Source organism: Pseudomonas sp. LPH60, assembly GCF_030718165.1.
In the GTDB taxonomy this organism is placed as follows: Bacteria; Pseudomonadota; Gammaproteobacteria; order Pseudomonadales; family Pseudomonadaceae; genus Aquipseudomonas; species Aquipseudomonas danubii.
On the sequence record NZ_JAVAJH010000004.1, the window covers coordinates 778878 to 797781 of the forward strand.

The 18904-nt window shown below is 60.7% G+C and carries 17 protein-coding genes; 3 read left to right on the forward strand and 14 right to left on the reverse strand.

Annotation, left to right across the window (positions count from 1 at the left end):
- Positions 1-66: 66 nt before the first annotated feature.
- From Q8O96_RS18445 to Q8O96_RS18460, 4 genes are all read right to left on the reverse strand, one after another.
- The gene (locus tag Q8O96_RS18445) at positions 67-1452 is read right to left on the reverse strand and encodes a pitrilysin family protein (RefSeq protein ID WP_115581313.1); all 1386 of its coding nucleotides are present in this window, start codon (positions 1450-1452) and stop codon (positions 67-69) included.
- Positions 1453-1508: 56 nt separating this feature from the next.
- Positions 1509-3167 carry a Na/Pi cotransporter family protein gene (locus Q8O96_RS18450; protein ID WP_102862513.1) on the reverse strand — a complete coding sequence of 553 codons (1659 nt, stop codon included), beginning with the start codon at positions 3165-3167 and terminating at the stop codon, positions 1509-1511.
- Positions 3168-3383: 216 nt separating this feature from the next.
- Complete coding sequence (locus tag Q8O96_RS18455) at positions 3384-4151, reverse strand: TerC family protein (protein ID WP_102862514.1); 768 nt, start codon at positions 4149-4151, stop codon at positions 3384-3386.
- A 67-nt stretch (positions 4152-4218) separates the two neighbouring features.
- Positions 4219-5526, reverse strand: a complete 1308-nt coding sequence (locus Q8O96_RS18460; RefSeq protein ID WP_102862515.1) for a CitMHS family transporter — start codon at positions 5524-5526, stop codon at positions 4219-4221.
- A 319-nt stretch (positions 5527-5845) separates the two neighbouring features.
- Here Q8O96_RS18460 and Q8O96_RS18465 point away from each other — a divergent pair, with 319 nt between their 5' ends.
- On the forward strand, positions 5846-6247 hold the full coding sequence (locus Q8O96_RS18465) for a GFA family protein (protein WP_102862516.1): 402 nt from the start codon (positions 5846-5848) through the stop codon (positions 6245-6247).
- 23 nt (positions 6248-6270) lie between these two features.
- Here the strand turns inward: Q8O96_RS18465 and Q8O96_RS18470 are convergent, their stop codons facing one another.
- The 10 genes from Q8O96_RS18470 to Q8O96_RS18515 form a co-directional block, all read right to left on the reverse strand.
- Positions 6271-8232, reverse strand: coding sequence for a DUF4105 domain-containing protein (locus tag Q8O96_RS18470; RefSeq protein WP_305949191.1), 1962 nt, complete (start codon positions 8230-8232; stop codon positions 6271-6273).
- Positions 8229-8549 carry a DUF2388 domain-containing protein gene (locus tag Q8O96_RS18475; RefSeq protein WP_102862518.1) on the reverse strand — a complete coding sequence of 107 codons (321 nt, stop codon included), beginning with the start codon at positions 8547-8549 and terminating at the stop codon, positions 8229-8231. Before Q8O96_RS18475 ends, Q8O96_RS18470 begins: the two co-directional genes overlap by 4 nt.
- 27 nt (positions 8550-8576) lie before the next feature.
- Positions 8577-8870, reverse strand: a complete 294-nt coding sequence (locus Q8O96_RS18480; protein WP_371826189.1) for a DUF2388 domain-containing protein — start codon at positions 8868-8870, stop codon at positions 8577-8579.
- A gap of 115 nt (positions 8871-8985) precedes the next feature.
- Positions 8986-9303, reverse strand: coding sequence for a DUF2388 domain-containing protein (locus Q8O96_RS18485; RefSeq protein ID WP_115581318.1), 318 nt, complete (start codon positions 9301-9303; stop codon positions 8986-8988).
- A gap of 472 nt (positions 9304-9775) precedes the next feature.
- Entirely contained in the window at positions 9776-9991 is a 216-nt protein-coding gene (locus Q8O96_RS18490) for a DUF1127 domain-containing protein (RefSeq protein WP_011058498.1), read from the reverse strand.
- 319 nt (positions 9992-10310) lie between these two features.
- Complete coding sequence (locus Q8O96_RS18495) at positions 10311-11804, reverse strand: acetyl-CoA hydrolase/transferase family protein (protein WP_102862521.1); 1494 nt, start codon at positions 11802-11804, stop codon at positions 10311-10313.
- A gap of 179 nt (positions 11805-11983) precedes the next feature.
- On the reverse strand, positions 11984-13420 hold the full coding sequence (locus tag Q8O96_RS18500; protein ID WP_016963710.1) for an NAD(P)(+) transhydrogenase (Re/Si-specific) subunit beta: 1437 nt from the start codon (positions 13418-13420) through the stop codon (positions 11984-11986).
- Positions 13420-13743, reverse strand: a complete 324-nt coding sequence (locus Q8O96_RS18505) for an NAD(P) transhydrogenase subunit alpha (RefSeq protein ID WP_005783507.1) — start codon at positions 13741-13743, stop codon at positions 13420-13422. Before Q8O96_RS18505 ends, Q8O96_RS18500 begins: the two co-directional genes overlap by 1 nt.
- A gap of 15 nt (positions 13744-13758) precedes the next feature.
- Complete coding sequence (locus Q8O96_RS18510; RefSeq protein WP_102862522.1) at positions 13759-14880, reverse strand: Re/Si-specific NAD(P)(+) transhydrogenase subunit alpha; 1122 nt, start codon at positions 14878-14880, stop codon at positions 13759-13761.
- Positions 14881-15331: 451 nt separating this feature from the next.
- Positions 15332-16231 (reverse strand): LysR family transcriptional regulator, encoded by a 900-nt coding sequence (locus Q8O96_RS18515; protein WP_102862523.1) that lies wholly within the window; start codon positions 16229-16231, stop codon positions 15332-15334.
- Between the two features lie 158 nt (positions 16232-16389).
- On the opposite strand from Q8O96_RS18515, the gene Q8O96_RS18520 reads away from it, so the two are divergent.
- Positions 16390-17571 (forward strand): acyl-CoA dehydrogenase, encoded by a 1182-nt coding sequence (locus Q8O96_RS18520; protein ID WP_077933165.1) that lies wholly within the window; start codon positions 16390-16392, stop codon positions 17569-17571.
- 13 nt (positions 17572-17584) lie between these two features.
- The gene (locus Q8O96_RS18525) at positions 17585-18805 is read left to right on the forward strand and encodes a CaiB/BaiF CoA-transferase family protein (RefSeq protein ID WP_305949192.1); all 1221 of its coding nucleotides are present in this window, start codon (positions 17585-17587) and stop codon (positions 18803-18805) included.
- Positions 18806-18904: the final 99 nt, after the last annotated feature.

Below are 18904 nucleotides of genomic sequence, written 5' to 3' on the forward strand. Positions count from 1 at the left end.
AAACCGTGACAGGATACCTGTTGGCCGCGGCCTGTGGCGAGGGAGCAGGCTCCCTCGCCACACCGGCTAGTGGGTGCGCCGGCGGTACAGCAGGTAGCCGCCCAGGCTGCCGAAGACGATCAGGGCCAGCAGGCCGCCGGTCAGCCAGAGCAGTTGCTCGTCCCCCAACAGGGGTTTTTCGATTCGCACATAGCCCGGCTGTTGCAGCAATTGCCTCAGTGCCAGGTTGGCCTGCTTCAGGCTCACCGCCCGCAGGCGCTTGGCCGGGTCGCTGAAGCGGCCGTTGTCGAAGTCGCCGAGGGCACTCCAGTAATAATCCGCCAAGGCGCTGTTGCCCTGTACTGCCCAAGCCTGGCGATCGATGGCGGCCTGCTTCAGGCGCTCGAAAGTCGCAGGGTCCAGACCGTCCTTGAGCAGTTTGGCCTTGAGCTGCTCGACCACCTGTCGGGCCTGGGGCAGGTCATCGCGTTCGAGGTCGGCATTGAGGCTGAGAAAACCGACGCCGCCAAACACTTCACGGTCGCTCCAGGGGCCGTAGGACAGCTCATGCTCCAGGCGCAACTGACGGTATAACGCCCAGTCCAGATAGTCCTTGAGCAGGTCGAAGGTCTCGTCGTGCTGCTGCTCCAGCAGGGGTTCGGGAAACAGCCAGTGCAATTGTGCGCTCTGCCCTACCCAGCCATGGATCAAATTGCGCTCGGTGGCGGCCGTGCCCTGGATCTGTGGCAGCTCGCGGTGCTCGCTGGGCTCTATCGGCTCGAGTGCGCCGTAGGTGCGCTCCAGATAAGCCGGCAGCAGGCGATCCAGTTCGCCGACGACGATCAGGGTCATGTTGTTCGGGGCGTACCAGTCTTTGCGCACTTGCTCCAGCTGGGCCAGGGTCAAGTGCCCGACTTCGGCGCGCTCGGCGCATTTGAGCCCCAGTTCCACCGCCAGCTGGTTGCCGGCCTTGTGGCCCAGGTCCTGGCGGTCGAGCCAGCGTTGCAGGTGCGAGTAATGGCCGCCGTCTTCGCGCTCCACCACCTGTTTGGCGGCGGCCACGGCTTGGTCGTCAAGGCGGGTCCGGGTCAGCAGCGACAGCAGCAGGTCGAGGACCTTGCGCTGGTTTCTCGCCGGGGCCTCGATGACGAAAGTGGTATCGGCATTGCTGGTATAGGCATTCCATTCGCCACCCAGGGCTTGCATGCGTTCTTCCAGGCCGCCTTCGCCGCTGGCGTCGATGCCGCTGAACAGCAAGTGTTCAAGCAGGTGCGGCAGTTCCTTGTCGGCACAGGCGAAATCGTCCAGGCCGACGCCCACCACCAGGCGGATCGCCACATGGCCGCGTTCGCTGCCGGGCTTGAGCAGTAGTTGCAGGCCGTTGGGCAGGGTGTAGCCTTCGACCTGGAAACGATCCAGGGCCCATCCTTGTGCACTGCCCAGCAACAGGCAGGCGAATAACAGACAACGCATAACAAGCTTCCTTACGGCGTGCGTAAGTTTTAGAGACTTCAGATCACTCTGGACGTTCAGGGTGAATGGGTGATGTCAGCCATGTTCTCGATTTCCAGCGCCCCGGTGTCCGAGGTTTCCAGGACCACGTAGGCGCTGCTGCAGAACAGCGAGTTGAGACGCTTCATGTCGGCGATCAGTTCCAGGTGCAGGGAGCTGGTCTCGATGCTCTGGACAATCTTGCGCTGCAGCCGGCTGACGTGGGCGTGGGCCAGGCGCCGTTCCTGGGCGCGGAAGCGGCGTTTCTCCCGCAGCAATTGACGGGCGCTTTCCGGGTCGGCGCTGAGAAATACCGAGAGTCCCAGGCGCAGGTTGGCGATCAGTTGCGCGTGCAGTCCGGTCAGCTCTTCCAGACCCACTTCGGAGAAGGAGCGGCGTTGCGACGTCTTCTGCTGCTGGACCTTGCGCAGCATGCGTTCAATCAGGTCGCTGGCCAGCTTGAGGTTGATCGCCAGTTCGATGATCTCCGCCCAGCGCCGGCTGTCCTGCTCGCTGAGGTCTTCCCGGGGCATTTGCGCCAGGTACAGCTTGATGGCGCTGTACAGCGCTTCTACATCCTCGCTCAGGGCGCGCATTTCCTGGGTAATGGCGGTCTGCTTGCCACGCAGCACATCGCGCATGGCTTCCAGCATATTGTCGATCAGGTCGCCGATGCGCAGGGTTTCCCGGGCGGCGTTGGCCAGGGCCAGGCTCGGGGTGACCAAGGCAGTGGGATCGAGGTGCCGTGGTCGTGCACGGCCGTTGTCCTGGGGGCGCTCGGGCATCAGCCAGGCACAGAATCGGGCCATGGGGCCGACAGTGGGCAGCAGCAACAGGCAGCGGACGGTGTTGTACAACAGGTGGAAGCCGATCACCACTTCCTGCGGGCTGAAGTCCAGGCTGTCCATCCAGTGGGCCAGTGGGTCGAGCACCGGAATGATCAGCAGCAGGCCGATCAGCTTGTACAACAGGCTGCCCAGCGCCACCTGGCGTCCGGCGGTGTTCTGCATGCTGGTGCTGAGGAAGGCCAGCACCCCGCTGCCGATGTTGGCGCCGATCACCAGGCCGATGGCCACCGGCAGGCCGATCACCCCGGCCCCGGCCAGGGTGGCGGTCAGCAGCACCGCCGCCAGGCTGGAGTAGGACACCATGGCGAACACCGCGCCCATCAGCGCATCCAGGAGGATGTCGCCGGTGAGTGAGGCGAACAGCACCTTCACCCCTTGGGCGTGGGTAATCGGCGCTGCGGCTTCGACGATCAGTTGCAGGGCCAGGATGATCAGGCCCAGGCCGATGCCGACCCGGCCCAGTTGGCCGGCGCGAGTCTGTTTGCGCGACAGAAAGAAAATCACCCCGAGGAAGATCAGCAACGGTGACAGCCAGGACAGGTCGAAAGTCAGCACCCGAGCCATCAATGCGGTACCGACATCGGCCCCCAGCATGGTGGCCAGCGCCGGGGTCAGGGTCATCAGGCCCTGGCCGACAAAGGAGGTCACCAGCATCGCCGTGGCGTTGCTGCTCTGGACCATGGCGGTTACCAGGATGCCGGCGACGAAGGCCAGCGGTCGCCTGGCCATGTTCTGCCCGATTACGTGGCGCAGGTTGGAGCCGTAGACCCGCAGGATGCCGGTACGGACGATGTGCGTGCCCCAGATCAGCAGGGCCACGGCGGAAAGCAGATTGAGCAGGGTCAGCATGAGAGGGCCCCCCTGGGGTGAAGAGCCCCAAGCGGGACCAGTGGACGTTGTTGCGCGAGGTTCTACGTTATGTATTTAAGCTGTAGTTGGCTAACGCACAGGACGCCAGCATCGCATAGCTAAACCGGTGATTGAAACAAAACTGTCATGAAAACAGCTGCCTGCAACCGTGAAAAAGGGGCTCGTAAGCCCCTTTTTCTGTAGCGCGTTGGCGGTTTACTGACCAGGAATGTCCTTGCGCAGTTTCACCGGGTCCTGCTGTTTTTTCTTCTTCGCGATGGCGGTGCGCATCTTGATGTTGATGGCTTCCACCGCCAGGGAGAAGGCCATGGCGAAGTAGACGTAGCCTTTTGGTACGTGCACTTCGAAGGCCTCGGCGATCAGTACGGTACCGACCACCAGCAGGAACGACAGCGCGAGCATCTTCAGCGACGGGTGCTTGTCGATGAATTCGCTGATGGCGCCGGCCGCCAGCATCATCACCAGGACCGCGACAATGATCGCCGCCACCATGACCGGCACATGGGACACCATGCCCACTGCGGTGATGACCGAGTCCAGGGAGAAGACGATGTCGATGATGGCGATCTGGATGATGGTGTAGATGAAGTTGCCGCCCTTGCCTTTGGGTTCATCCAGGGTTTCGTCTTCACCTTCCAGTGCGTGGTACATCTCCTGGGAGCTTTTCCACAGCAGGAACAGGCCGCCGAAGAACAGGATCAGGTCCCGCCCGGAAATGCCTTGGCCGAAGACCACGAACAGATCGGCCGTAAGGCGCATGACCCAGGTGATCGACAGCAGCAACAGAATCCGCGTGACCATGGCCAGGGCCAGGCCAAAGATCCGGGTGCGCGCCTGCATGTGCTTGGGCATGCGGCTGACCAGGATCGAAATCATGATGATGTTGTCGATGCCCAGGACGATTTCCAGGGCGGTCAAGGTAAAGAAGGCAACCCAGATTTCCGGGTTGGTCAGCCATTCCATGTGTATTCCTTTGAGCGGTTGTTATGGCCCGGGCCGGGAAGCCGGCCCGAGCGAAGAATCATTGCTTTTATAGCGTGCTGAACAGCGGAAAAATCCCCATCAGCAGAGCGGCGAACATTATGCACAGACAGACCAGCACTGCCCACTTGAGGGTGAAGCGCTGGTGATCGCCGAACTCGATGCCAGCCAGGGCCACCAGCAGATAGGTCGAGGGTACCAGCGGGCTGAGCAAGTGCACCGGTTGGCCGACGATCGACGCCCGGGCCATTTCCACCGCCGTGATGCCGTAATGACTGGCGGCTTCTGCCAGCACTGGCAATACGCCGTAGTAGAAGGCGTCGTTGGACATGAAGAAGGTGAACGGCATGCTCACCAGCGCGGTGATCACTGCGAGATAGGGCCCCAGGGCTTCAGGGATCACTGCCAGCAGGCTCTTGGACATGGCGTCGACCATGCCGGTACCGGACAGGATGCCGGTGAAGATACCGGCAGCAAAGATCAGCCCGACCACTGCCAGCACGCTGCCGGCGTGGGCCGCGACCCGGTCCTTCTGCTGCTGCAGGCAGGGGTAGTTGACGATCATGGCAATACTGAAGGCCACCATGAACAGCACGGGCAACGGCAGCAGCCCGGCGATCAGCGCGCACATCAGGGCGAAGGTCAGGGCACCGTTGAACCAGATCAGCTTCGGACGACGGGCGTCGGGGTACTGCGAGACGCTGATTTCACTGTGATCCATCTCATCGCCCGCCAGGTGCAGTTCGCCCAGGCGTGCACGCTCACGTTTGCCGTACAGATAGGCGATCGCCAGGATCGCCACCACGCCGGCCAGCATGGCTGGGATCATCGGCACGAAAATGTCCGACGGGTCCACGTGCAAAGCGCTGGCGGCGCGGGCGGTCGGGCCGCCCCAGGGGGTCATGTTCATCACCCCGCCGGCGAGGATGATCAGGCCCGCCATGATCCGCGGGCTCATGCCAATGCGGCTGTACAACGGCAGCATGGCGGCCACGCAGATCATGTAGGTGGTGGCGCCGTCACCGTCCAGGGACACCACCAGGGCCAGCACGGCGGTGCCGACCGAGACCTTCAGCGGGTCGCCCTTGACCAGCTTGAGGATCTTGCGCACCGCCGGGTCGAACAGGCCGGAGTCGATCATCAGGGCGAAATACAGAATGGCGAACATCAGCATCACGCCGGTGGGCGCCAGCTTGGTGATGCCTTCAAGCATCATGGGACCGATCTTCGGTGCGAAACCGCCGAACAGGGCGAACAGGATCGGCACGATGATCAGGGCGATCAGCGCGGACAGGCGCTTGGTCATGATCAGGAACATGAACGTGATGACCATGGCAAAGCCAAGGAAAGTCAGCATGGGAATACTCCAGGCGTAGCGCGGCTAGGGAATGGCGAACCGGGTGGGATCAGCGCAGAACGGCAAGCACGAGGCGTACGGGAGGAGTCGAAGCGAACAGGCGGGTACGAGCGGACATCAGAATCACCATTGTTGTTGTTAATAGGGCCGGGAGCGCCAGAAACGCCCGCTGTGGCCAACCGGTCTTTTGCCGGTAGTGGAGGCGATCCTAATCGGGGAAGCTTTCAGCCAGCTTTCGGCATTGAAAGGAAACGGTGGATGTTGCGGCAGGCGACCAGCGGCATAAAGTGACGGGCATGGGCCAAAAAGAGGAATGCACATGAGTGAGTTGCACACCGGCGGCTGCCACTGCGGGCGGCTGCGCTACCAGTTCAGCGGGCCACTGCGGGATATCGCCCACTGTCATTGCTCGATCTGCCGCCGGGTCAGCGGCGGTCTGGTGACCACCTGGATCACTTTGCCCGCCCGGGCTTTCAAGTGGCTGGAAGGCGTTCCCGCGCGCTACGACTCATCTGCAAGTTGTGCGCGCTATTTCTGCGCTGACTGTGGTGCTCACTTGGCACTGGTTACCCACCTGAGCCCGGACAGCATCGATGTCACCATTGCCACTCTGGATCACCCGGAACGGGCGCCTGCGGACCGGCATATCTGGACCGACAGCCGGCTACCCTGGCTGCACCTGGACGAGCAACTGCCGGAAGAACCCGAGGAAACTCTGTAGGAACCGGCTTGCCGGCGAAGCTTTCAAGGTAGCTCCAACCCACCCGCGGCCTTGTGCAGAGCCCGCAGATGCTCGCCCACCTGTTTCAGGTTGGCCTCGTTGGCGGCGATCTCGGCGGCCCGGGCTGGTTCGAGCAACGCCCGTACTTCCTTGTCCAGTTCGCCGGTCAGCGATTGCAGCTGTTTCTGCCGCTCGCTGCTTTCGGACTCCAGGCGCTGCCATTCACCGGGCTGGGGCAAGCCATAGCCGCTGCTGCCCAGCAGTTCCGCCGGTCGGCTGAGAAAGCCGCTGTTGGCGAGAATTTCCTGCAGGGTCTTGTTGGCTTTTTCCATGCCGCCATTCTTCAGTTCCCGGGCGCCCAGGTAGCGCTGCTTGACCTCGTCCTGAGCCAGCAACAGTTGCCGGCGATAGCTGGCCTGCTCCAGGAGCAGCAAGGCCGCGCTGGTTCGCAGGTCGGCCCGGTCGAACCACTGGCGGCGTTGCGCAGCGCTCAATGACAGCCAGTCTTCGACGCTGGCCTGTTTGATCGGCAGGTGCTTTTTGATCACTTCGAACATGGCCTGGTAGCGGTCGCGGAAGGAGTCGAAGCGATAGCCCAGGCGCAGCGCTTCCCGGGGATCGCCGAGCACGCTGGTGTCCGCCAGTCCCCTGCCCTTGAGCACTTCCAGCAAGCCGTTGGGCATGATGCTGTCGAGGCCGATCAGTTGTTTGTTGTTGCTGCCGCTGCGCAGCAGCTTGAGGCTCTCCACTGCGCAGTTGTTGGACAGGAAGTAATAGTTGCCGTCGTAGCTCCAGTGCATCTCGGCGGCGTGCTCCACCACTTCCTCGATCTCTCTGCGTGACAGCTTCAAGGGCACGGATGCCAGGCTGCGCAGTTCGGTCTTGGTGTATTCATCGATGACTTGCGACAGCGGCAGGACGAACAACCGCGAAGGGTACTTGCCCACCAGGCCATCCCAACTGGACAGCTGTACGTCGCCGACAAAGGCGCGGTAGGACAGCACCAGGTGTTGGTCCAGGTCCAGGCGGCAATCCGGGCCTCGGGGGCGGCCCGGAGCACAGATCACCAGGCGCAGCATGCTGTGGCCCCAGCGGCTGACCCAGTTCTGGTTGGCCTCGGCCAGCAGGTAGTCCACCGCGTAGACCCGTTCCGGGTCGACCTTGCCCAGGGGCGTCTTGGCGAAGTCGTTGCCGGCGTTGAGGAAGGCAAAGGACTGGGCACAATTGTCCTTGGCGGCAGGGGCCCAGGCGAAATGTTCCTGGTAGTAGCGATACAGCGCCGGGCGGCGGCAGGCGTAGCTCGGATCGAGGAGGAAATACTCCATGTTCACCGCTACGAACTCTTTCGGGTTGGTGATCTCGTAGAGGTCCGGACTGCGGGCAACCTGCCGGTTGTGCTGTTCCCGCTCTCCGCGGCGACCGACATATTGCGGCCAGCCGGCCAGGTCCAGCAGCCGCGGGTCGTCGCTGAGGGTAAAGCGGCGATCGTTCTGGCCCCGGCACTCATCCGGCAGGCCGATCAGGCCGGAAGTACCGGTCTTGCGGGTGCAGCGCTGGATCAGGCTGCGTTCGGCGCTGGGCCATAAACGCGCACGATCATAAATGTGGGTCAGTTCATGAAGTACGGTAGCGAGCAGTTCCCGGCGCACGGTGCCATGGGGGCGACTGGTCTTCTGCGTCGCAGCCGAGCCATCGGCCAGGCTGGGCAACAGGGCACGATTGAGGTCCAGTTCCGCAACCAGGGATGCCGCGCCATAGGCATTGTCGGGCATCTGGTCGGTCCAGCCGACATCAATGGTGCGATCCAGTTGCTGGATGAAGCGCGGCGGCAGTGCCTGCATCGCTTCATCCAGCAGCGCCTGGCTGGCGCGTTGTTGCGCCGGGCTCAAACCATCGGTCTTGAGGCGCAATTGCAGGTCGGCTTGGGCGGTGCCACAGAGCAGCCCCAGGGTCCCGGCCAGCAGCCAGGCGAAAACTGGCTTCACAGAGCGAGGATAGCTTCGGCGAGGACCTGATCGCTGGCGTTACGGGCTTCCGGCAATTGGGTGCGCAGTGCCGTGAAGGCGGCTTCCAGTTGTGCGCCACGGATATCGCCATTGCTGGCGACAAAGCTGGCGGCATCGTCATGGGCTTCGCGCACGACTTTGGAGTCACGGATCGAGGTGGTGGTGTCCGAGGTGAAATCGATCGTGCGGCCAGAGGCGCGGACGATGATATTACTGGTGGCCACCAGGGTTTGTGCCTGGGCCACGTCGGCCAACAACAGCAGGCCAAGGGTGGCGGCAATCAGCGGGCTACGCATGGAACGACTCCGGAATAACAGGGATGGCTATTGGACGAGAATTGCCTGCGCCAGTTCAAGGTCGCTGGCATGAAGTTTTGCCTGGTGTTGCCGCAGATACTTCAGTGCGGACTCCAGGCGTGCCCCACGCAGTTGGCCGTCGGTCGCAATGAAGGCGGCGGCGTCATCCTGGGCGGCGAGCAGCAGTTTATGGTCGAAGGGCGCCGAGGTCACCTGGCTTGTAGCGTAAGCCGTGATGACCGAGCTCTGGGTCGTCAGGTCAAATGCCTGCACCGAGGAGGCCCAACAGACAGCGATCAATAGTGGAGCGAAAAGCGAAATTCGGAACAAACCCAATAGTCTCGACAGCTGAAAACCAGCGCCAAGGCTAGCGCAATGGCCCGGGCAGGGCCAGTGCAGAGGGTTTCAGGTGCGTACACGCACCTGAAGCGGCAGGTCAGATCGCCAGGATTGCCTGAGCCAGTTGTGTATCAGTGGCCTGCAGTTGAGGGGCTTGTTGGCGGATGTGGGCGAAGGCACTTTCCAGTTTTACCCCGCGAATTGCGCCGTCGGTGGCGACGAAGCTGGCGGCGTCATCCCGGGCAGCGCGGACAATCTTGTTGTCGCGCAGGGAGGAGGTGACGTCGGAAGTTGCATCGGTCGTGGCCTTGAGGGCGCCGACAATGGCATCAGTGGTCACGATCAGGCTGGTGGCGTGGGCATTGGTAGCCAGGGCCAGCAGTGCGGCAGTGCTGAGCAGGCGAAGACGGGACATGGGTAGCTCCTGTGAATGAACAGACAATTTAAGGGCGCTGAGTGAGACGCCGGGCAGCCACTGCGAGGTGCTGTGTCTGATGGATCTGACGCAACTCGGAAGAAAGTCGTTACGTCACTTCAGATATTAGGCTGAGCTGTTCTATTCGCACAGATCTGTGTCAGGGGTGGAGGCTGCCGCCCATGAATTCATGACGCCGTCCTCGTCGAGACGTCGAACGATTGGCTTGCAGCATCAAGCTATTGGGTTTCTCGGCGAAGAGACAGACAGGCTAGGGCTTGAACTGTACCTATTGTTTTTTGTTTCGGTATAACTGTACCTGTCGTTGTCTGATGCAGACGATCCTTCACCTCAGAACGTTTGCCATCGGCCCAGAACGACAAAACCCGTCGCAGTTTCCTGCGACGGGTTTTGTGTGTGCAATTCGGGGTGCTGGCGGTGGACCCGGAGGGTCAGGGCCAGCGACGCTGAGTTAGCGCCAGAACGGCTTGCTCAGCTCTTCGTAGCGTTGTGCTTCGCTGATCCCGGCATCGGCCAGCAGGCGCGAATCCAGACGAGCCAGTTGATGGCGGCTGGAGATGCGGCGCTGCCACAGCATCAGGTTGGCAATAACGCGCAGAGGCAGGGAAGCCTGGGTTTTTTCAGCTTTGTCTTCGAAGAACAGTTCGGAACTGAGTGTACGTTCCATGGTTGACATCCTTCCGCTTGTGGCGGGATCAGGTAGTGGTTTAACTGGTGCCCATGATCCTCTTCCCGCGCAAGACTCTGTAGATACAGTTCATCTGTATTGTGAAGGACCAGTTAACTGTTTATAGAGGCTGTACTGTTCGTAAATGGCGCAACTGTACCTGTCAGCACCTTTTTGGTGCGTTTAGGCGGTTTTTGATTGGAAGTTAACGGTTTTAGGCGAGGAAAAGACCGGTACAGCAGTACAGTTTTTGTCGAGCTTTGGTGGGGAGCTGGCGAGCTGACGAAACTGTGTTTGCGTCAGCTGCCAACTGTATCAATCACTCGGCGAGCATTTTCCCGGTTTCTTCCAGATTGATGTGCCAGCTCAGGGCATCACGCAGTATGTGTGGTGTGTGACCACCCAGGGCGCAGGCCTTGGTGAAGTAGTCATTCAGCGCGTCGCGGTAGGACGGATGCACACAGTTGTCGATGATCACCCGGGCCCGCTCACGTGGCGCCAGGCCACGCAAGTCTGCCAGGCCGATCTCGGTCACCAGGATGTCGACGTCATGCTCGGTGTGGTCCACGTGGCTGACCATGGGCACCACGCTGGAAATCGCCCCGCCCTTGGCAATCGACTTGGTGACGAAGATCGCCAGGTGCGCGTTGCGAGCGAAGTCGCCGGAGCCGCCGATGCCGTTCATCATCCGCGTGCCGCAGACGTGGGTGGAGTTGACGTTGCCGTAGATGTCGAACTCCAGAGCGGTGTTGATGCCGATGATGCCCAGGCGGCGCACCACTTCCGGGTGGTTGGAGATCTCCTGGGGGCGCAGAACCAGCTTGTCCTTGTAGCGTTCCAGATTGCCGAACACGTCGGCGTTGCGCCGGCTCGACAGGGTGATGGAACTGCCCGAGGCGAAGCTGAGCTTGCCGGCGTCGATCAGGTCGAAGGTCGAGTCCTGCAGCACCTCGGAGTACATGGTCAGGTTCTCGAACGGCGACTCGATCAGGCCGCACATCACCGCGTTGGCGATGTTGCCGATGCCCGCCTGCAGCGGGCCGAGCTTGTTGCTCATGCGTCCGGCATCCACTTCCTGCTTGAGGAAGTCGATCAGGTGATTGGCGATGCCTTGTGTTTCGCTGTCCGGGGTGGAGACGGTGGATGGCGAATCGGCCTGATTGGTGATGACAATGGCGACGATCTTTTCCGCAGGAATCGGAATGGCCGTGCTGCCGATGCGATCATCGACTTTGACCAGGGGAATAGGCGTGCGGGTCGGGCGATAAGTCGGGATGTAGATGTCGTGCAGGCCTTCCAGGTTTGGGTTGTGCGCCAGGTTGATCTCGACGATCACCTGCTTGGCGAAAATCGCAAAGCTGGCGGAGTTGCCCACCGAAGTGGTCGGCACGATATGGCCCTGCTCAGTGATGGCGACAGCCTCGATCACTGCAATGTCCGGCAGCTTGAGCTGCTGGTTGCGCAGTTGCTCGACGGTTTCCGACAAGTGCTGGTCGATGAACATCACTTCGCCGGCGTTGATCGCCTTGCGCAGGGTGCTGTCCACCTGGAACGGCATGCGCCGGGCCAGGACGCCGGCTTCGGTGAGTTGCTTGTCCAGGTCGTTGCCCAGGCTGGCACCGGTCATGAGGCTGATTTTCAGCGGGGTCACCTTGGCCCGTTCGGCCAGGGCATGGGGCACGGCCTTGGCTTCACCGGCGCGGGTGAAGCCGCTCATGCCGACGGTCATGCCGTCCTCAATCAGGGCGGCAGCGTCGGCGGCGCTCATCACCTTATCCAACAACGAAGGCAAGCGGATACGATCACGGTACATGGATTGTTATCTCGGGCAACGGAAGCAAGAAGCGCAGTCTAGTGATTTCAAAAAAAAACGCCCCGCGACAAAGGTCGAATGAAAGGCCCTGATCTAGAGCCTTCTGTCGGCTTTATGGTGTAAATAAAAAACCCCAGCCTACTAAAGGCTGAGGTTTGGGTTATTGCGCTAAAGCAGCTTTATTCGACGGCTTTGACCATGTCTTCGATGACTTTCTTGGCGTCGCCGAAGACCATCATGGTCTTGTCCAGGTAAAACAGTTCGTTGTCCAGGCCGGCATAACCACTGGCCATGGAGCGCTTGTTGACGATGATGGTCTTGGCCTTGAAAGCCTCGAGGATCGGCATGCCGGCGATCGGCGATTTCGGATCGTTCTTCGCCGCCGGGTTGACCACGTCGTTGGCACCCAGGACCAGCACCACGTCGGCCTGGCCGAACTCGGAGTTGATGTCTTCCATCTCGAACACCTGGTCGTAAGGCACTTCGGCTTCGGCCAGCAATACGTTCATGTGGCCGGGCATGCGCCCTGCTACCGGGTGGATCGCGTACTTCACGGTCACGCCGCGGTGGGTCAGCTTCTCGGTCAGCTCTTTCAGCGCGTGCTGGGCCCGCGCTACCGCCAGGCCGTAGCCGGGAACGATGATCACGGTGTCCGCGTTGGTCAGCAGGAAGGTCGCATCGTCAGCCGAGCCGGATTTCACCGGACGGGCTTCCTGTGCACCGGCCGGGCCGCCCGCATCGGCGCTGTTGCCGAAACCGCCCAGCAGCACGTTGAAGAACGAACGGTTCATCGCCTTGCACATGATGTACGAAAGGATCGCGCCGCTGGAGCCCACCAGGGAGCCGGCGATGATCAGCATCGAGTTGTTCAGGGAGAAACCGATCCCTGCCGCTGCCCAGCCCGAATAGCTGTTGAGCATCGATACCACCACTGGCATGTCGGCGCCGCCGATCGGGATGATGATCAGCACACCCATGACGAAGGCCAGGGCCAGCATGAGGGCAAAGGCGCCCAGGTTGCCGGTGGCCATGAAGGTCACGCCCAGGCCGAGGGTGGCCAGGCCCAGCACCAGGTTGAGTTTGTGCTGGCCGGCGAACTGTACCGGTGCGCCCTGGAACAGGCGGAACTTGTACTTGCCCGACAGCTTGCCGAAGGCGATCACCGAGCCGGAGAAAGTGATGGCACCGATGGCCGCGCCGAGGAACAGTTCCAGGCGGTTACCAGCGGGGATCGCATCGCCCAGGTGTTTGACGATGCCCAGAGACTGCGGTTCGACCACGGCGGCAATGGCGATGAACACCGCGGCCAGACCGATCATGCTGTGCATGAAGGCCACCAGCTCCGGCATCTTGGTCATCTCGACGCGCTTGGCCATGATCGAACCGGCGGTGCCGCCGATCAGCAGGCCCACGATGACGTAGCCGATGCCGGCGGTGGCCAGTTCTGCGCCGAGCTTATAGATGAGGCCAATGGTGGTCAGTACCGCCAGGGCCATGCCCAGCATGCCGAACAGGTTGCCGCGTCGGGACGTGGTCGGGTGCGAAAGCCCCTTGAGCGCCTGGATAAAGCACACCGAGGCAATCAGATAGAGGGTTGTTACCAGGTTCATACTCATTACTTCTGCACCTCTTCTTTCACGGCTTTGGGCGCTTTCTTCTTGAACATTTCCAACATGCGGCGGGTCACCAGGAAGCCACCGAACACGTTGACCGCGGCCAGGGCAACGGCCAGGGTGCCCATGGTCTTGCCCAGCGGGGTCACGGTCAGGGCGGCAGCCAGCATGGCGCCGACGATGACGATGGCGGAAATGGCGTTGGTCACCGCCATCAGCGGCGTATGCAGTGCGGGTGTGACGTTCCAGACCACGTGGTAACCGACATAGATCGCCAGCACGAAGATGATCAGGTTGTAGATACCGGGGGAGATAAGCTCTTCCATCGTCTGAATCCCTGCTTAGGCGTTTTTGCGGATGACTTGGCCGTCGCGGCACATCAGGCACGCGGCGACGATGTCGTCTTCGAGGTTGACTTCGAACTGCCCTTCTTTAGTGAAGACAAGCTTCAGGAAGTCCAGCAGGTTGCGGGCGTACAGCGCCGAGGCATCTGCAGCTACCGCGCCGGCCAGGTTGGTCGGGCCGACGATGGTTACACCGTTTTCGACCACGACCTGATCCGCTACGGTCAGCGGGCAGTTGCCGCCCTGTGCTGCTGCCAGGTCGATGACCACCGAGCCGGGTTTCATCTGGGCGACGGTCTCGGCGCTCAGCAGCGTCGGTGCCTTGCGACCTGGGATCAGCGCGGTGGTGATGACGATATCGGACTGCTTTGCACGCTCGTGGACCGCCTGGGCCTGGCGCTGCATCCAGCTGGCCGGCATGGGACGGGCGTAGCCACCGACACCTACAGCGCACTCGCGCTCTTCGTCGGTCTCGTAAGGCACGTCGACGAACTTGGCCCCCAGGGACTCGATCTGCTCCTTCACCGCTGGGCGCACGTCCGATGCCTCGATCACAGCGCCCAGGCGCTTGGCCGTGGCGATGGCCTGCAGCCCTGCTACACCGGCGCCGAGGATCAGTACGCGGGCTGCTTTGACGGTGCCAGCGGCGGTCATCAGCATTGGCATGAAGCGCGGATAGTAGTGGGCGGCCAGCAGCACAGCCTTGTAGCCGGCAATGTTGGCCTGGGACGACAACACGTCCAGGCTCTGGGCCCGGGAAGTGCGTGGTGCCGCCTCGAGGGCGAAGGCAGTAATGCCACGTTCGGCCAGCTTGGCGATGGTTTCATTGCTGAACGGATTGAGCATGCCCACCAACACGGTGCCGCTCTTGATCAGAGCCAGCTCGCTGTCACTGGGGGCCACTACCTTGAGGATCAGTTCGGCGCCAAAGGCATCGTTGGCGTTGCCAATGGTTGCCCCTGCCGCTTCATAGGCACTGTCGACCACGCTGGCGTTAATGCCGGCGCCGCTTTGCACAGTGACTTTATGACCCTGGCCGATCAGCTTCTTGATGGTTTCCGGGGTTGCAGCAACCCGTGTTTCACCCGTCTGGGTTTCGAGAGGAACACCAATGTGCACGTCAAATCTCCTGCTTGATCTTATTGCTTTCGATCTTTCTTAGAAGGCCAGCGCACTGAGGAGGGTGCGGCTGGGGCGGCCGATCAGCACGATCCCGCTGAAATCACAGCGGGGCGCGGCATTTTGCAGGCGAACTTTGAGGCCTTCAAGGGATTCTGACTAGTGACGGAAAATTAACTACAAGTCACCCCGTGACCGAATGTCGCAACGTACAGACTTAAACCCTTGTAAGCCGCGCCTTTCAAGGCTTTAGACATGAAATTAAGATTTTTCTCATCGGTGGTGTGAATAGTCTTACATCGCCTCTAAATAAACCCTACAAGCCGCGTGGTTAGGCGCTTGTAGAACGATTGTTCAAGGTGTCGGTACAGTCTGTCTAAATGCGACAAATAGTTATATCTGTAGGGCTTTTAATTAGTTGACTACGGGGTCAGCTATTGGCGTGTAGCCTTTATTTTCCAAGGTTGTAGCTGTTCGCCTGGTTTACTAGCCAGTCGCGAAATGCCCGTAAAGAGGCTGATTCAACCTTGCGCTCAGGAATCATCAGGTAGTACGCCTTGATGCTCGTGAGTGCTTGAGGGTTGGCAATCACCAGGCGTTTTTCCGCCAGTTCGCGCTGAATGAGAAAGGCTGGAATCAGGGCGATGCCCATGTCGTGCATGGCTGCCTGGGCGAGCATGGAGAATAGCTCGTAGCGTGGCCCTGTCATGTCGCGGGGGATGCTCATTTGTTGTGAGTTGAACCACTGTCGCCAGGCGTAGGGACGTGTGGTCTGCTGCAACAGGGGCAGCTCGGCAATGGTTTCGGCATTCAGTTGCTGGTGGTTGCCCAGTATGGTCGGGCTGCACACCGGCACTGGATGCTCGCCCATCAGGCGATGGGACTGAGTGCCGGACCAGTCGGCGTCACCGAAGTAGATGGCCGCGTCGAAGGAGGTGTCGGCGAAGAGGAAGGGGCGTGTGCGGTTGGTCAGGTTGACGGTGACTTCGGGGTGTTGTTTCTGGAAGTCCTTGAGGCGTGGTAGCAGCCATTGAGTGCCGAAGGTCGGTACCACTGCCAGTTCGATGACATTGGCGCCTTGCTGACCCATCACGGAAAGGGTGTCGCGCTCTACGGCATCCAGTTGAGTTGCGATCCGTCGACTGTAGGAAAGGCCGGCTTCAGTCAGTTTGACCCCCCGCCGCGAGCGTCGGAAGAGTTCTACGCTGAGGAACTCCTCTAGGCTGGCGATCTGTCGGCAGACGGCGCCCTGGGTCAGGGAAAGCTCCTGCGCCGCCTTGGTAAAGCTCTCGTGACGGGCGGCGGCCTCGAAGCTGATCAGGGCGGCGGTACTGGGGATCTTTCTGCGCATGTACGGCTATCTCACTAATGGTGGCTGTAGATGGCACTTTTTGCCGTCACGAAGTGAGAAATTAGCACAACAGTATGCAAAATCCTCGTTTGCCGGGAGGCTCCTGCTGGGCCTAGGATCAGCCCACGATAGTTGACCTACTTCACGAGGATTCACTCATGGGCGGCAAAGCAAGCTTCAACTGGATCGATCCCCTTCTGCTGGACCAGCAACTGACTGAAGAAGAGCGCATGGTCCGCGACAGTGCCGAGCAGTTCGCTCAGGACAAGCTGGCACCACGGGTTCTGGAAGCTTTCCGCCATGAAAAGACCGACCCGGCCATCTTCCGTGAAATGGGTGAAGTCGGCCTCCTGGGCGCGACCATTCCCGAGCAGTACGGCGGCAGTGGCCTGAACTATGTGTGCTATGGCCTGATCGCTCGTGAAGTGGAGCGCGTGGACTCGGGTTACCGCTCCATGATGAGTGTGCAGTCGTCCCTGGTGATGGTGCCGATCAACGAGTTCGGCACCGAAGCGCAAAAGCAGAAGTACCTGCCGAAATTGGCCTCTGGCGAGTGGATTGGCTGCTTTGGTCTGACCGAGCCGAACCATGGCTCTGACCCGGGCGCGATGATTACTCGTGCGCGCAAGGTCGAAGGTGGCTACAGCCTGACCGGTAGCAAGATGTGGATCACCAACAGTCCGATCGCGGATGTGTTTGTGGTCTGGGCCAAGGATGACGCTGGTGATATCCGTGGCTTCGTTCTGGAGAAAGGATGGAAAGGTCTGAGCGCTCCAGCCATTCATGGCAAGGTGGGCCTGCGGGCGTCGATCACTGGCGAGATCGTCATGGATAACGTTTTTGTCCCGGAAGAGAACATCTTCCCGGATGTGCGTGGTCTGAAAGGTCCTTTCACTTGCTTGAACTCGGCACGCTACGGCATCTCCTGGGGCGCGCTTGGCGCGGCGGAATTCTGCTGGCACACCGCGCGTCAATACACCCTTGATCGTCAGCAGTTCGGTCGTCCTCTGGCCGCGACTCAGTTGATCCAGAAAAAGCTGGCAGACATGCAGACCGAAATTACTCTCGCCCTTCAGGGCTGCCTGCGTCTGGGGCGGATGAAGGATGAAGGGACCGCGGCGGTGGAGATCACCTCGATCATGAAGCGCAACTCCTGCGGCAAGTCTCTGGATATCGCGCGGATGGCTCGTGACATGTTGGGTGGCAACGGTATCTCCGATGAGTTTGGTATCGCCCGTCACCTGGTGAACCTGGAGGTGGTCAATACCTACGAAGGCACTCACGACGTGCATGCGCTGATTCTCGGACGTGCACAAACCGGTATCCAGGCGTTCTATTAATAGGAGGGCGACCATGGGCGCGTTATCGCATCTGCGGGTACTGGATTTATCGCGGGTACTGGCCGGGCCTTGGTCCGGGCAGATCCTTGCGGACCTGGGGGCCGAGGTCATCAAGGTTGAGCGTCCGGGCAATGGTGACGATACACGCGCCTGGGGGCCGCCCTTCCTTAAAGATGCTTATGGCGAGAACACCACGGAGGCTGCTTATTACCTGTCGGCCAACCGTAACAAGCAGTCAGTGACCATCGATTTCACTCGTCCCGAGGGGCAGCAGTTGGTGCGTGAGCTGGCTGCCAAGTCGGACATTGTCATCGAGAACTTCAAGGTTGGTGGGCTGGCTGCATATGGCTTGGACTATGAATCGCTCAAGGCAATCAATCCGAGGCTGATCTATTGCTCGATCACCGGGTTTGGTCAGACCGGTCCCTATGCCAAGCGGGCGGGTTATGACTTCATGATTCAGGGGTTGGGTGGGCTGATGAGCCTGACCGGACGCCCTGAGGGGGATGAGGGGGCTGGGCCGGTGAAGGTCGGTGTAGCGTTGACCGATATTCTGACCGGGCTGTACTCGACGGTGGCGATTCTGGCGGCCTTGGCTCATCGGGATCAGGGCGGCGGCGGCCAGCACATCGATATGGCGTTGCTGGATGTACAGGTGGCCTGTCTGGCTAATCAGGCCATGAACTATCTGACCACGGGAGCTGCTCCCAAGCGCTTGGGCAATGCGCACCCTAATATAGTGCCTTATCAGGATTTTCCGACCGCGGACGGAGACTTTATCCTCACCGTGGGTAATGACGGGCAGTTTCGTAAGTTTGCTGAGGTAGCGGGTCAGCCGCAGTGGGCAGATGATCCTCGGTTTGCTACTAACAAGCTGCGGGTGGCTAATCGGGCGCTGTTGATTCCATTGATTCGCCAAGCGACGGTATTCAAGACTACTGCTGAGTGGGTAAGTCAGTTGGAGAAGGCAGGAGTGCCGTGTGGGCCGATTAATGATCTGGCCCAGGTATTTGCCGATCCGCAGGTTGTGTTTCGTGGGCTGGCTGTTGAGCTGCCCCATGCGTTGGCGGGGGTTGTGCCTCAGGTCGCCAGCCCGATTCGCCTCTCCGAGACGCCCGTGGAGTACCGTAATGCCCCTCCTCTATTGGGTGAACACACTGCGCAGGTCCTGCAGCGAGTATTGGGAATGCAGGTCGAGGCTGTTGAGGCTTTGACGCGTTCGGGAGTGCTTTAAGGCTTCTCTTCTATATAGAGGGGCGTAATGCCCCTCTATGCGGCTAGCCAAAACCCTCTTCTGAGAGTGTTTTTGAGTTTATTCATAGAAAATGCAAAT